10 protein-coding genes and 2 tRNA genes are annotated in these 13,646 nt (G+C 47.8%); all 12 read right to left on the bottom strand.

What is annotated here, in order from left to right; genetic code table 11:
* Positions 1-14: 14 nt before the first annotated feature.
* The 12 genes from typA to fabF all read right to left on the bottom strand — a co-directional run bounded on the left by typA (position 15) and on the right by fabF (position 13,555).
* Entirely contained in the window at positions 15-1,841 is a 1,827-nt protein-coding gene (gene typA / locus DTO96_RS07375; RefSeq protein WP_114562905.1) for a translational GTPase TypA, read from the bottom strand.
* 47 nt (positions 1,842-1,888) lie between these two features.
* Entirely contained in the window at positions 1,889-2,863 is a 975-nt protein-coding gene (truB, locus tag DTO96_RS07370) for a tRNA pseudouridine(55) synthase TruB (protein ID WP_114562904.1), read from the bottom strand.
* A gap of 6 nt (positions 2,864-2,869) precedes the next feature.
* The gene (gene rbfA / locus DTO96_RS07365) at positions 2,870-3,235 is read right to left on the bottom strand and encodes a 30S ribosome-binding factor RbfA (protein ID WP_114563967.1); all 366 of its coding nucleotides are present in this window, start codon (positions 3,233-3,235) and stop codon (positions 2,870-2,872) included.
* 128 nt (positions 3,236-3,363) lie between these two features.
* Entirely contained in the window at positions 3,364-6,270 is a 2,907-nt protein-coding gene (gene infB, locus DTO96_RS07360) for a translation initiation factor IF-2 (RefSeq protein ID WP_114562903.1), read from the bottom strand.
* Positions 6,271-6,352: 82 nt separating this feature from the next.
* The gene (nusA, locus tag DTO96_RS07355; RefSeq protein WP_114562902.1) at positions 6,353-7,840 is read right to left on the bottom strand and encodes a transcription termination factor NusA; all 1,488 of its coding nucleotides are present in this window, start codon (positions 7,838-7,840) and stop codon (positions 6,353-6,355) included.
* Positions 7,837-8,325 (bottom strand): ribosome maturation factor RimP, encoded by a 489-nt coding sequence (gene rimP, locus DTO96_RS07350; RefSeq protein ID WP_114563966.1) that lies wholly within the window; start codon positions 8,323-8,325, stop codon positions 7,837-7,839. Before rimP ends, nusA begins: the two co-directional genes overlap by 4 nt.
* Positions 8,326-8,590: 265 nt before the next feature.
* Positions 8,591-9,142 carry a GNAT family N-acetyltransferase gene (locus tag DTO96_RS07345; protein WP_114562901.1) on the bottom strand — a complete coding sequence of 184 codons (552 nt, stop codon included), beginning with the start codon at positions 9,140-9,142 and terminating at the stop codon, positions 8,591-8,593.
* Positions 9,143-9,197: 55 nt separating this feature from the next.
* On the bottom strand, positions 9,198-10,862 hold the full coding sequence (locus DTO96_RS07340; RefSeq protein ID WP_114562900.1) for a pseudouridine synthase: 1,665 nt from the start codon (positions 10,860-10,862) through the stop codon (positions 9,198-9,200).
* A 128-nt stretch (positions 10,863-10,990) separates the two neighbouring features.
* A complete protein-coding gene (gene scpB, locus DTO96_RS07335; RefSeq protein WP_157964367.1) occupies positions 10,991-11,749 on the bottom strand; it encodes an SMC-Scp complex subunit ScpB in 759 nt (252 codons plus the stop codon).
* A gap of 192 nt (positions 11,750-11,941) precedes the next feature.
* Positions 11,942-12,018: transfer RNA gene (locus tag DTO96_RS07330), tRNA-Met, on the bottom strand.
* Positions 12,019-12,041: 23 nt separating this feature from the next.
* Positions 12,042-12,131: transfer RNA gene (locus DTO96_RS07325), tRNA-Ser, on the bottom strand.
* Between the two features lie 185 nt (positions 12,132-12,316).
* The gene (gene fabF / locus DTO96_RS07320) at positions 12,317-13,555 is read right to left on the bottom strand and encodes a beta-ketoacyl-ACP synthase II (RefSeq protein ID WP_114562898.1); all 1,239 of its coding nucleotides are present in this window, start codon (positions 13,553-13,555) and stop codon (positions 12,317-12,319) included.
* Positions 13,556-13,646 lie beyond the last annotated feature (91 nt).

Genomic DNA, 13,646 nt, shown 5'->3' with positions numbered 1-13,646 from the left:
GTGACTAAACTCAATTACTCTTCACGCGAAGCACGTTTACGTTCGTGTTCTTTCAAATAGCGTTTGCGCAAGCGAATCGATTTGGGTGTGACTTCAACCAATTCATCGTCGTCAATGAAGTCAACCGCATATTCCAAAGACATCAAAATCGGTGGAACCAAACGAACTGCCTCATCCGTACCTGATGAACGAACGTTGGTCAATTGTTTACCTTTGATTGGATTCACAACGAGGTCATTGTCACGCGAGTGAATGCCAATGATCATGCCTTCATACAATGGGTCATTGTGGCTGACGAACATGCGACCACGGTCTTGCAATTTCCACAAAGCGTAGGCCACTGCTGCGCCGTCGTCTTGAGAAATCAACACACCATTGCGGCGACCCGCCATTTCGATTTTTGGATCGTATGGCTCGTAGGCATCAAACACGTGGCTCATCAAGCCTGTGCCGCGCGTCAACGTCATGAATTCACCTTGGAAACCAATCAAACCACGTGCAGGCACACGGTATTCCAAACGCACACGGCCTTTACCATCGGGTTGCATGTCTTGCAAATCACCACGGCGGCGGCCGAGTTCTTCCATGATCGCGCCTTGATTGCCCTCTTCAACGTCAACAGTCAACATCTCATACGGCTCGTGACGCACACCGTCGATTTCTTTAAACACCACGCGTGGACGTGAAACGCCCAGTTCAAAACCTTCACGGCGCATGTTTTCGATCAAAATCGTCAAATGCAACTCACCACGGCCAGACACTTCAAACACCGTGTCATCATCGGTTTGTTTAACACGCAAAGCAACGTTTGATTTCAATTCTTTTTCGAGGCGATCACGAATTTGGCGGCTGGTGACGAATTTGCCTTCACGGCCGGCCAATGGCGACGTATTCACCATGAAGTTCATGGTCAAAGTTGGCTCATCAACGCTCAACATGGGCAATGCATCAGGTGCGTCAACGGCGCACAAGGTGGTACCAATGTTTAATTCTTCGATGCCATCAACCAAAACGATGTCGCCTGCTTCAGCTTCATCCACCACGATGCGGTCAAGGCCTTTGAATTTCTGTACACGGTTGATGCGACCTGTTTTCGGCGTGCCTTCAGGGCCGTCCATGAAAATCACGTTTTGACCTGCTTTAACACGACCACGGGCAATACGGCCAATCGCGATTTTACCCACATACGTTGAGTAATCGGTTGATGTGACTTGCATTTGGAACGGTGCAGAGGCATCCGCTTCGCGTGTCGGAACATTGGTCAAAATCGATTCAAACAATGGATCCATTGTGCCTTCGCGCTCGCTGTCATCCAACGATGCATAACCGTTCAATGCCGATGCATAAACCACTGGAAAATCCAGTTGTTCATCGGTCGCGCCGAGTTTGTCAAACAATTCAAAGGTTTCATTGATGACCCAATCAGGACGTGAGCCTGGACGGTCAATTTTATTGATCACCACAATCGGTTTCAAACCCAAAGCCAATGCTTTACGGGTCACAAAACGGGTTTGAGGCATTGGGCCTTCAACCGCATCGACCAACAACAACACGCCATCCACCATGGTCAATACACGTTCAACTTCGCCACCAAAGTCGGCGTGACCTGGGGTATCGACGATGTTGATGTGTGTGCCTTGATATTCAACCGCGCAGTTTTTTGACAAGATGGTGATGCCACGCTCTTTTTCAATGTCATTCGAGTCCATCACGCGTTCGTCTACTTTTTCGTTGTCGCGGAAGGTGCCTGATTGGCGAAGTAATTGGTCAACGAGTGTGGTTTTGCCGTGATCGACGTGGGCGATAATCGCCACATTGCGCAATGCGCGTTGCTGTGTCATAAATCTTCTTTCAATAATAAAAAACAAACTCAATAGCCTAAAATGGCCTATTCAGGTAAAACAGTCATTAAAACGGTTTGTGGTGACAAAACGCCTCGGGTTTGGGTTGCCAAACCCAATAAAACTGGCGGTTGTTGCGATGTTATTTGCCCTGCATGCTGCCCGGAATCTTGCCAATAAATGCGCAAAGTCACGCCCTCAACAACATCTTGATTCAAATCATGCACATCTTTCAAAGCCAAACGTTGACCTTGTACAAAACGCGCCGCCAAAGCATGCGGTAAATAAACAGCAGGTGCATCTTGCAACAATGCATCCAATGGCAATAACGTTGCAATACGATCCGACTCAGGAATGGCTTCAAGCTGTTCCAATGTCAGCGCATCAGCGAGCTGCAAATGCGCCACGGCCGTGCGACGCAGACCACTCAAATGCGCGCCCACACCCAATGCATCACCCATGTCTTGAGCCAAAGTGCGAATATAAGTGCCTTTGCTGCATGTCACACTCATCACCACATGGGGGTAATCGAATGACACGGTTTCAAGGTTTAAAATCCTCACCGCTCGGGCTTCACGTTCAACTTCAATCCCTGCACGTGCATATTCATACAATGGCTTGCCGTCTTTTTTTAACGCCGAATACATTGGTGGCGTTTGTAAAATATCACCTAAAAATTGCGGAATGATGACATCCCACTGCGCTCGGGTAATAACGGCATCAGAGGATGCAATCACTTCACCTTCAACATCACCTGTGGTGGTGGTTTGACCCAAAACCACTCGTGCTTCATAGGTCTTATCGGCATCCAACAAATCATGTGCCAGTTTGGTTGCATGACCAAAACACAATGGCAACAAACCATCCGCAAGCGGATCCAATGTGCCCGTATGCCCTGCTTTCAATGCACCGATCAACCATTTGGCACGCCCAAGTGCTTGCGTACTGGAAATGCCAAGCGGTTTATTCAGCAACAACACGCCATTGATGGCTGTTCGGATTTTTTTAATTTTTTCCGTCATGCCTGCTTAATCTTCTACTGGCGGTGTTGAGTTGGCCGCATCAATCAATGAGGACAACTCAATCGCTTTTTCTAAACTGCTGTCAAATACAAAATGCAGAGTGGGTACCGTGTGAATGCGCAACATCTTAAACAAATGATTGCGCAAAAAGCCAGCGGACTCGTTCAACACTTTCTCAGTGACCGCCGAATCAGCCCCTAACACCGTGAAAAACAATTTGGCATGCACATAATCGGGCGTCAGTTGTACTTCTTGTATCGTCACAAGACCAATCCGCGGATCACGCATTTCACGTTGAATCAAAACAGAAACGTCTTTTTTGATTTGCTCAGAAATGCGTACCGTGCGGTCTGTGGCTGGTTTTTTTGCCATAAAATCAATTTCAAATAAATAACCAAAAAACATTCACAATGAGTCGATCATCACGATTTTTTTGATTGGTCATACAGGGAGCGACTTGGGTTCAAGCCGCCCTAAGCGATGCTGCGTGAAGCCAAAGATTATAAAGTACGTGCCACTTCTTTGATTTCAAACACTTCGAGTTGATCGCCTTCTTCAATTTCAGTGAAGTTTTTGATCGATAAACCACATTCAAAACCTTCTTTAACTTCTTTAACGTCGTCTTTGAAGCGTTTGAGCGATTCGAGTTCACCCGTATGCACAACAATGTTGTTTCGCAAAATGCGAACCATCGCACCACGTTTGACCATGCCTTCGAGTACCATACAGCCTGCAATCGTACCGATTTTCGTCGCTTTGATGACTTGACGAATCTCAACCAGACCCAGCATTTCTTCTTTCTTCTCTGGGCTCAACATGCCTGTCATCGCCGCTTTGACTTCATCAACTGCGTCATAAATCACATTGTAGTAACGGATGTCCACGCCATTTGACTCAGCCAACTTACGGGCTTGCGCATCTGCACGGGTGTTAAAGCCAATGATGACCGCACCAGAAGCAATCGCCAAATTGATGTCAGATTCAGAAATGCCACCCACACCACCATGTACGACTTGGACTTTAATCTCTTCGGTTGACAGTTTTTGCAATGATTGAACCAAAGCCTCTTGTGAACCTTGAACGTCAGCTTTAATCAACAGGGTCAAGTTTTGTACTTCAACCGTCGAACCACCCTCGCCCGTCATCACTTCAAACATGTTTTCGAGTTTCGCCGCTTGTTGGCGTGCCAATTTCACTTCACGGTATTTACCTTGACGGAAGTTAGCGATTTCACGTGCTTTACGTTCATCAGCCAAAACCATGACCTCTTCACCCGCAGCGGGCACGTCTGACAAACCTTGAATTTCCACAGGAATTGAAGGCCCTGCTTCGTTGATGTTTTTACCATCTTCATCCAACATGGCGCGCACACGACCATACGTTGTGCCCGCAAGCAAGACATCGCCTTTGCGCAATGTGCCGCTTTGAATCAAAATCGTTGCCACTGAACCACGACCTTTGTCCAAACGAGCTTCAATCACGAGGCCTTTGGCTGGTGCATCAACAGGCGCTTTCAACTCAAGCACTTCAGCTTGCAACAACACTTGTTCGAGCAACTCATCCAAACCCGTGCCTTTTTTCGCTGAAACTTCAACGAATGGTGAATCTCCACCGTATTCTTCAGGCACAACACCTTCAGCAACGAGTTCATTTTTCACGCGTTCAGAGTTTGCATCGGGTTTGTCAATTTTATTAATTGCCACGACCAAAGGCACACCAGCTGCTTTCGCATGGGCAATGGCTTCTTTGGTTTGAGGCATCACGCCATCATCCGCAGCGACCACGAGAATCACAATGTCTGTCGCTTTCGCACCACGGGCACGCATCGCCGTAAACGCTTCGTGACCAGGGGTATCGAGGAAGGTGATCATGCCGCGATCGGTTTCCACATGATACGCACCGATGTGCTGGGTGATGCCACCCGCTTCACCATGTGCCACACGTGCACGACGAATCGCATCAAGTAACGACGTTTTACCATGATCGACGTGACCCATAACCGTGACCACAGGGGCACGCGGCAAGAGCTCGGCATCATGATGCTCGCCTTCAACGCCTTCTTCCAAAAATGCATCAGGGTCATCCAATTTTGCTGCAAATGCTTTGTGACCCAATTCTTCAACCACAATCATCGCAGTGTCTTGATCAAGCACTTGATTGATGGTGACCATTTGACCCATTTTCATCAATACTTTGATGATTTCAATGGCTTTAATCGCCATTTTATGCGCCAAATCAGCCACAGAAATGGTTTCAGGCACATGAACTTCTTTCACCACGGGTTCAGTTGGTGCATTGAAGCTACCCACTTCATCGTTGTGCTCGGCTTGGTGGCGATTTTTCTTGCCACCACCACGACGAGAACGATCATCGACCATGCCCCCACGGGTTTTCATGCCGCCACGACCACGTGCGCCATCGCCTGCACTTTTACCAGGAACGCCTTTTCCACCTTTTTTGGCATCTTCACGCACAGAAGCTGTGGTTTCCATTGTGGCCACAACAACAGGCTTTTTAACCGCAGTGCCTTCTGGCTTATTGGGTTTGTGCAAGGTGCCTTCAATCGGTTTAGCAACCAAAGTACGCGCTGGCTGCGACATCATTTGCTTGATGTTTGCAGCTTCGGCTTCGGCTGCTTGACGACGGCGTTCGCGCTCTGCATCCAAAGAATTGGATTGCACTTGACGCTCTGCACGGGCTTGTTCCAAGCTCGCACGGGCTTGTTCCGCATCGGCTTTTGCTGCTTCTAATTCACGTGCAGCACGGACTTGTTCTTTGGTTTGCTTTTTCTCTACAGGTGCCACAGGTGGTGTTTCTTTTTTCTTAGGTTGAACAGAGGCGACCATTTGAATCTGTGCGGGCTCAACAGGTGCGGCTGCGACTTCAACAGGCTTGATCACTGCAGTTTCACGCTCAACCCGTGCACGCGCATCGGCTTCTTGACGTGCCAACAACTCTTGGGTACGGGCAAACTCCGCTTCACGCTTTTTAATTTCTGCATCGTCTAAAATGGGTGCAGCAGGAATGCTCGCAACGATTTCAGTAACAGGCTCGACAGCAACAGGAGCGAGCTCTTCCTCTTGCTGCACAACAGGCGCAGCAGCTTCTTCACGAGCAACAAAGGTGCGTTTTTTACGCACTTCAACTTGTACCGTGCGGGTCTTACCTGTTGCATCGGCTTGGCGAATTTCACTGGTTGACTTACGCGTCAAAGTGATTTTCTTTTTGCCATCATCCACCGCACCATGCGAACGGCGCAGCGATGACAATAACGCTGTTTTATCGGTTTCGGTCAGAACATCACCACCCGATGATTTGTCAACGCCTGCTCCACGCAATTGCTCCAACAGCACATCCACTGGCATTTTGAGCTCTTGCGCGAACAAGTCTACCGTCGTATTTATCATATTTTACCTTCGATTCTTTTTTGTCCAACTGTGTTCTATGGGCTTTCAGTTTAACCGTCCGCCCCAACCATTTACCGCACGATCACGCTTCTTCAGTGAACCAATGTTCACGGGCTTTCATGATCATGTTTTTGGCTTGTGTTTCATCGAGTGAAGTCATCTCCATCAATTCATCCACAGCCAAATCAGCCAAATCATCGCGTGTCAAAATATGATGATCAGCCAACTGTGCGGCCAACGCAGTGGTCATGCCTTCGAGGCTCAACAAATTTTGTACGGTATCGGCTTTTTCTTCTTGAGCAATCGCATCCGTCAAAATGGCAGCACGGGCGCGTGTGCGCAATTCCTCAACCAAGTCTTCATCAAAGGCTTCAATTTCCAACATTTCAGAAACAGGCACATACGCCACTTCTTCCAAACTGGTGAAACCTTCTTCGATCAAAATCATCGCCACTTCTTCATCCACGTCCAACTTAGCCGTGAACAAGCCCACCAAAGCGGCACTTTCTTTTTCATGTTTTTCAGCGGATTCGGCTTGGCTCATCAAATTAATTTGCCAGCCAGTCAATTGACTTGCCAAACGGACATTTTGCCCTGATCGACCAATGGCAATGGCCAAATTTTCTTCATCCACCACAACTTCCATGGATTTAGAATCTTCATCCACCACAATCGAACTCACAACTGCAGGCGACAATGCATTCATCACAAATTGGGCAGGCTGCTCATCCCAAATCACGATGTCCACTGCTTCGCCACCAATTTCATTGCGAACTGCGGTCACGCGTGAACCACGCACACCGACACAGGTACCCACTGGATCCACGCGGGGATCAACCGCATGCACTGCCAATTTGGCACGCACACCAGGATCACGCGCAGCACCTTTAAGCTCCAAAGTGCCTTGATTGATTTCAGGCACTTCTTGGCGGAACAGCTCCATCAAAAATTCGGGAGCAATGCGTGACAAAGAAATTTGACGTGCACCACGGGCTGTTGTATCCACTTCGGCCATGTAAGCGCGGATGCGATCACCTGCACGAAAATTCTCGCGCGGCATCATATTTTCACGCAACAACACCGCTTCAACTTTACCAGACTCAACAATCGCTTGGACTTTATCCACACGTTTCACCGTGCCCATCATGACTTTGTCGCCACGCGCCAAAAAGTCTTGTAACAATTGATCTCGCTCAGCATCACGGATGCGTTGCAGAATCACTTGTTTGGCTGTTTGTGCACCAATGCGACCGATCTCAACAGACTCAACCTCTTCCTCAACAAACTCACCGACTTCAATTTCGGGCATGTCTTCTTGTGCTTCAAACAACAAAATCTCGCGATCAGGCTCTTGCAAACCTGCTTCATTGGGCACCACTTCCCAGCGACGGAAAGTTTCATACGAGCCGGTGTCACGGTCTATTTGCACGCGCAAATCCACACCCTCTTCGGTGTAACGGCGTTTGGCCGCAGAAGCCAACGCCGCTTCTAATGCGCCAAAAACCACGTCCACATCAACGTTTTTTTCGCGTGCCAAAACATCCACCAACATCAACACTTCACGGTTCATTTTTGCTTCCCTTTAAAATTATAAACAGGCACCAAGCGCGCCTTGTCCACATCTGCCAATCCAAATTCAAGTAATTGCTCCGCACCTTCGTGCTCAAAAACCAAACCCAACTGCGCACTTTCATCCGCCCCCTCATTGACTTCTTGGAGCTTACCTGTGAAATTTTTGCGTCCATCAACGGATAATTTCAGTTTGATGTTTGCTTCCAAACCTGCAAAACGAGCATAGTCCGACAGCTTCCTCAATGGGCGATTCATACCAGGAGACGACACTTCCAAACGCTCGTAACCTACGTTTTCAACTTCAAAAACGTAAGTCAACTGACGACTGGCCGCCTCACAATCGTCAATCATGATGGGCTTGCCCGCTTCGAAATCAATGTGATCAATGAAAACGGTCATCAACCCATTGCCCGAGCGCTCAACATCGACCAGCTCGTAGTTCAAACCCGCTAAAGTTTGGGTAATTAATTGTTCTAATGTCATAAAATAATTTACTTCAAAAAAGTGAAACTCACTTTTTCTGTTGGTGGTTTCAAACAAAACTCATGCTAAAACCACATAAAATCCATATTAAAATTTAAATAAATGGGGCCATTGCATATGCAACAACCATAAAAAATGGGCTCCACTCGTGGCGCCCATCTTTGACTGCGCAGCTGAATAAACGCGATGCACCGCATTTATTTGTGGCCAACTGCACATTAACCTGTTAAATCATTCGACATTATACTCAATTTTTCCTTGTTTTTCAATTACTTTTCAGTATTTCATTGATATTTCGGGTCAAATAATAAACACAATGTTCAATCGGGGTTGCCGGAGAAAATCCACGCCACTCTTGATGGGAATAAAGTGCACCTATTTTTTCAATGGCCTTCTGCGAGCGAATATTGCTCGCAGCAATATGAAATATAACGCGCTCAATCCCAGAGAAACCAAATGCATAGTTTAACAAAACAGCTTTAATTTCTTGATTGGCCGTGCCGCCCCAATATGCGCGCGTCAAAAATGTGTAGCCAATCGCCACGCTGCAAGCCTCTTCACTCACATCGTAAAATCGTGTCGTACCAATCACCTCTTGCGTCTGTCGATCCAAAATGAGCAATGCACAGCCATCACTCATCATGGCATCAAAAAAATCAATAAAGATTTTTTTCTGATGTCGCTTGCTTGGATGATATTCCCAGATCAAAGGATCCGAAGCCGCGGCATACAGAGCATCAAAATCATCCTGCTGCACGACCCTCAGCATAAAACGCTCTGACGTCAATTGATCCGGTTGCTTAAAAAAAACAGCCATATGCCCGCCCTTCAAATGGAACGCAAACACCTACACACCCAATCGGTGGATCGAATCACTCACCACCATTGCCATTATTACCACCTCGACGACCGCCAGATCCGTTGCGACGACCGCCATACAAACCTGAGCGCGCTGCAACACTTTGACGAGGTTGATCTGTTGACGCAACCCCACGAGCAGTTTTTCCACGTGCCGATGGCTGACCAGAAGTAGATGCCACCCTCGGATTTTTCTCCACTGGGCTGGCCGTGCGTCCTCCTCGACGACCATCGGCCATTTCATTCGGCGTGCGACCACCTTGACCACCCTGCACGCGCCCCGCTGTTACGCGGGATCTTTGTGCGCCCACGACCCCACGATTGGGTGTACGGACAGCCGCCCCGCGAGCCTGATTGGGACGCCCCCCCAAACTACCGCGCCCAGTCAAACCCACTTCTTTGACCACTTCAACCCCAAAAGCGCTCATTAAATGGGCATTTTCGGGCACAATCTCAACCTTACGGCGATTGTCTTGACCGCTTTGCTCGCCATAACCACGGCCACCACGTGAGTGCTTAACAGCCGTTTCAACTTGTGCATTCAAACCAAGCTCGCGCATCAACTGCACAACCTGTGGACGCTGCCACTCTTCAAAGCGCCCACGCTTAAGCAAACTCGGCAAAATGACAGGGCCAAAGCGCACTCGAATCAAGCGACTCACAGTCAAACCAATCGCCTCAAACATACGCCGCACCTCACGGTTACGCCCTTCGCTGATGACCACGCGCACCCAACGGTTTGCACCATCGCCACCCAATTGATCAACAACAGAAAACTTCGCCAAACCATCGTCCAGCTGAATCCCTTTTTTCAAGGTTTCAATGTGCGCTTTGGTCACTTCACCTAACACGCGAACCGCATACTCACGCTCTTGCTCGTAGCGGGGATGCATCATTCGATTGGCAATGTCACCCGATGTGGTCAAAATCAACAGACCCTCAGTGTTAAAATCCAAACGCCCAACAGCCAACCATTTGCCTTTGCGGGTAAACGGCAACTTATCAAATACCGTTGGACGACCTTCTGGATCAGAATGACTGACAATCTCACCTGCAGGCTTGTGGTAAATGACAATGCGTGGGACCGTTGGAATCAAACTTTTGCGCTGCAGTAATTTGCCATTCACCTTCACTTGATCTTCATCTACAATTCGTTGCCCCACATGAGCAGGTAAACCATTGACCGATACACGCCCAGAAACAATCAGCTCTTCCATGTCTCGGCGTGAACCCACACCAGCATCAGCCAGTACTTTTTGCAGTTTAACCGAACCCTCAGCAACATCAATGTCGCTCGCGTCATCATCCAAGCGCACTTCGCGTGATGTACTTTCTTGCACATGTCGATCTTTACCCTTAGAACGAAGACCTGCACGAAACAAACGCTGCCCCACCCGCTCACGTGGTGCAGATTTATTAGATTCTGGTTTATCCTGCCAACCCCACTGAGCAGGCAAACTGTCATCAGTTTCTAAAAAAGTGTGTGCCACATTGTTTTCTCGCACAGTTTTTTGTGCTACTTCTTGAATCACACGGGGTTTTTTAGCAGGGTGATCATCCTCACGCCGCTTGCGCAAACCATGAGGCCCACGCAAAAGGGTGCTCTTTTTCTTTGGCACATTACCCGCTGTCTCCGCATCAGACGACAGGTTAGACGGATTGTTCTTGTTTTGGCTCATAGCGCTCTACTTTAAGATTGAGGGATTGGATCATCAGGCAGCAGTTCTGCCAGTGGACTCAAAAGTTTATTTATATTTTCTATTGGATTTGACTGAGATGAAGGCTCATTTAAATAAAGGTCTTGGCATCAAATAGGCAAATCATTGATTTTTTGCAGCAACGCATCGTCGATAGGCTCATCTCGATTTAAAAAACCATCATTCAAACCCGTCTCAACATCTGCATGTTGAATATCGTTGTGCGTCCACTCAAGTGACTCGATACTGACCTCTAAAGAAGAAGCTGCCTCAGCACTTGCAGCCGCATGCGACTCAACGATTTGAGTCAATTGCTTAACCCCATCCAAAGACAATTGAGGCTCAGCAGGCTCTTCATCCGATTGCACCAATGAGGGTAAGCCGTGTAGGCCCTGTAAACCCAAATCATCTAAAAATTGCTTGGTTGTGGCCAAGAGAGCAGGTCTCCCAGGCACCTCCCTATGGCCAACCACATCAATCCAACCACGTTCTTCAAGCTTTTTTATGATTTCCGATGACACAGTCACACCACGGATGTCCTCAATATCACCTCGAGTCACAGGCTGTCGATAGGCAATAATAGCCAAAGTCTCAAGCACTGCTCGTGAATATGCAGCAGGCCTCTCCGCGCGCATGCGATCTAAAAAAGGCGCCAAGTCTGGCGCACTTTGGAAACGCCACCCCGTCGACACCTGAATCAGATTAATGGCACGAGAACGCCATTCCTCAGCGATTTCTTCAAGCAAAACCCGCATTTGTTCATTGCTTAAATCACTGTCCAGTGAATGCTTGATGTGTGCCAGAGACATTGGCGCATCGTGACATAAAATCAGCGCCTCAATGATGCGTTTTAATTCATAAAGTGTCATGGAAACCATTGTATATGGACGACCAAGCGACCATGCGCTTAAGTTCGGGCATTTGACGGCAATTGTATTGCACGCCACTTAGATGTAACAAAACCAAGCATTGCTTGGTCATTACTATATTTAAAAAGAAAAATATGAGAATATAATGTTGGCTTTCTTATTGTGCTGCCAACTGTCTGGTGACCATTTTAGTGGTTGCGGGGGCAGGATTTGAACCTACGACCTTCGGGTTATGAGCCCGACGAGCTACCATGCTGCTCCACCCCGCGCCAGAAAAACTAAGAGGTATGATTGGCGGAAGCGGTGAGATTCGAACTCACGGTGGACGTAAATCCACGACAGTTTTCAAGACTGTAGCATTAAACCGCTCTGCCACGCTTCCCCTACCAAGAACGATAGTATACCCAGATCAATAATTTTACGCAAGCTATTTTTTCAAATAACTGTAACTTTTTTTAAAAAATTTGTTTTTCCCTTGTTTTACCCCAATAAAAAACGGCTGATTGAGGCAATCAGCCGTTTTTTAGAGGAAAAAAGAAAAACAAACAATGCTTAAAAACAAGATGCTTATATTTTCTTAAATAACACCGAACCGTTTGTGCCGCCAAAACCAAATGAATTACTAATGGCCACATCAATTTTTAAGTCCCGTGCAGCATTTGCGCAATAATCCAAATCACATCCATCGCCTGGTGTAAACAAGTTAATTGTTGGTGGCGATTTTTGGTTCAGGATGGCCAAGATTGAAAACACAGCCTCCACACCACCCGCCCCACCCAACAAGTGTCCAGTCATCGACTTGGTCGAGTTCACCACCACTTGATTGGCATGATCGCCCAAAGCGCGCTTCACAGCAATGGTTTCAGCCACGTCACCCAACGGCGTTGATGTGCCGTGTGCATTGATGTAATCCACCTCGTCAGGGCTCACACCCGCATCACGCATCGCATTACGCATCGCACGCATGGCGCCGTCACCATCGGCACATGGCGCCGTCATGTGATTGGCATCTGCACTCATGCCATAACCAGCCACTTCTGCATAAATCTTTGCACCTCGTGCTTTGGCATGCTCATACTCTTCTAGCATCAGCACGCCAGCCCCCTCGCCCAACACAAAACCATCACGGTCTTTATCCCAAGGGCGTGAAGCCGTTGCTGGATCATCATTTCGACTAGAAAGTGCGCGCATGTTACCAAAACCAGCCATGGCCAAAGCTGACACCGTACCTTCTGCGCCACCAGCCACCATGACATCCGCATCACCATATTGAATCATGCGTGCGGCATCACCGATGCTGTGTGTGCCTGTTGTGCATGCCGTCACAATCGCGACATTTGGTCCTTTTAAACCGTACATGATCGATAAATGGCCTGAAATCATATTAATGATCGAACCCGGAATCATGAACGGAGACACACGGCGTGCACCTTTATTGAATAAATTACCGCAGTTTTCTTCAATCATGGGCAATCCACCAATGCCAGAACCAATCGACACACCGATGCGCTCAGCATTCTCTTCTGTGACGACAAGACCTGAGTCACGAAAAGCTTGAACACCCGCAGCCAAACCGTAATGAATAAACGCATCCATGGTGCGCAACTCTTTTGCGCCAATGTATTCTGCAGGATCAAAGTTTTTAACTTCCCCTGCAATTTGACAACTCAAAGCACTCGCATCAAATTTAGTGACTCGAGTAATGCCCGATTGCCCTGCAAGTAAATTACCCCATGCGGTGCTAACGTCATTACCAACAGGGGAAACAATTCCCAAACCTGTGACCACCACTCTACGCTTACTCATAAAATTCCCCATTCGAAAAACCTGCCTATTTTTCGATTCTAAAATAGCTGCTATGCGCTATTGCATCTTAAAGGCTTCCTGAAAAAACAAA

Origin of the sequence: Ephemeroptericola cinctiostellae (assembly GCF_003339525.1) — a bacterium.
Classification (GTDB): domain Bacteria; phylum Pseudomonadota; class Gammaproteobacteria; order Burkholderiales; family Burkholderiaceae; genus Hydromonas; species Hydromonas cinctiostellae.
The sequence above is the reverse complement of the archived record's forward strand: the minus strand, read 5'-3'. Positions and strand labels throughout refer to the sequence as shown.

Excerpts from the sequence above, each read along its gene's own strand:
- DTO96_RS07340 (WP_114562900.1), bottom strand. The coding sequence starts at position 10,862 with ATGAGCCAAAACAAGAACAATCCGTCTAACCTGTCGTCTGATGCGGAG.
- typA (WP_114562905.1), bottom strand. The coding sequence starts at position 1,841 with ATGACACAGCAACGCGCATTGCGCAATGTGGCGATTATCGCCCACGTC.
- infB (WP_114562903.1), bottom strand. The coding sequence starts at position 6,270 with ATGATAAATACGACGGTAGACTTGTTCGCGCAAGAGCTCAAAATGCCA.
- nusA (WP_114562902.1), bottom strand. The coding sequence starts at position 7,840 with ATGAACCGTGAAGTGTTGATGTTGGTGGATGTTTTGGCACGCGAAAAA.
- rimP (WP_114563966.1), bottom strand. The coding sequence starts at position 8,325 with ATGACATTAGAACAATTAATTACCCAAACTTTAGCGGGTTTGAACTAC.
- scpB (WP_157964367.1), bottom strand. The coding sequence starts at position 11,749 with ATGACACTTTATGAATTAAAACGCATCATTGAGGCGCTGATTTTATGT.
- DTO96_RS07345 (WP_114562901.1), bottom strand. The coding sequence starts at position 9,142 with ATGGCTGTTTTTTTTAAGCAACCGGATCAATTGACGTCAGAGCGTTTT.
- truB (WP_114562904.1), bottom strand. The coding sequence starts at position 2,863 with ATGACGGAAAAAATTAAAAAAATCCGAACAGCCATCAATGGCGTGTTG.
- rbfA (WP_114563967.1), bottom strand. The coding sequence starts at position 3,235 with ATGGCAAAAAAACCAGCCACAGACCGCACGGTACGCATTTCTGAGCAA.
- fabF (WP_114562898.1), bottom strand. The coding sequence starts at position 13,555 with ATGAGTAAGCGTAGAGTGGTGGTCACAGGTTTGGGAATTGTTTCCCCT.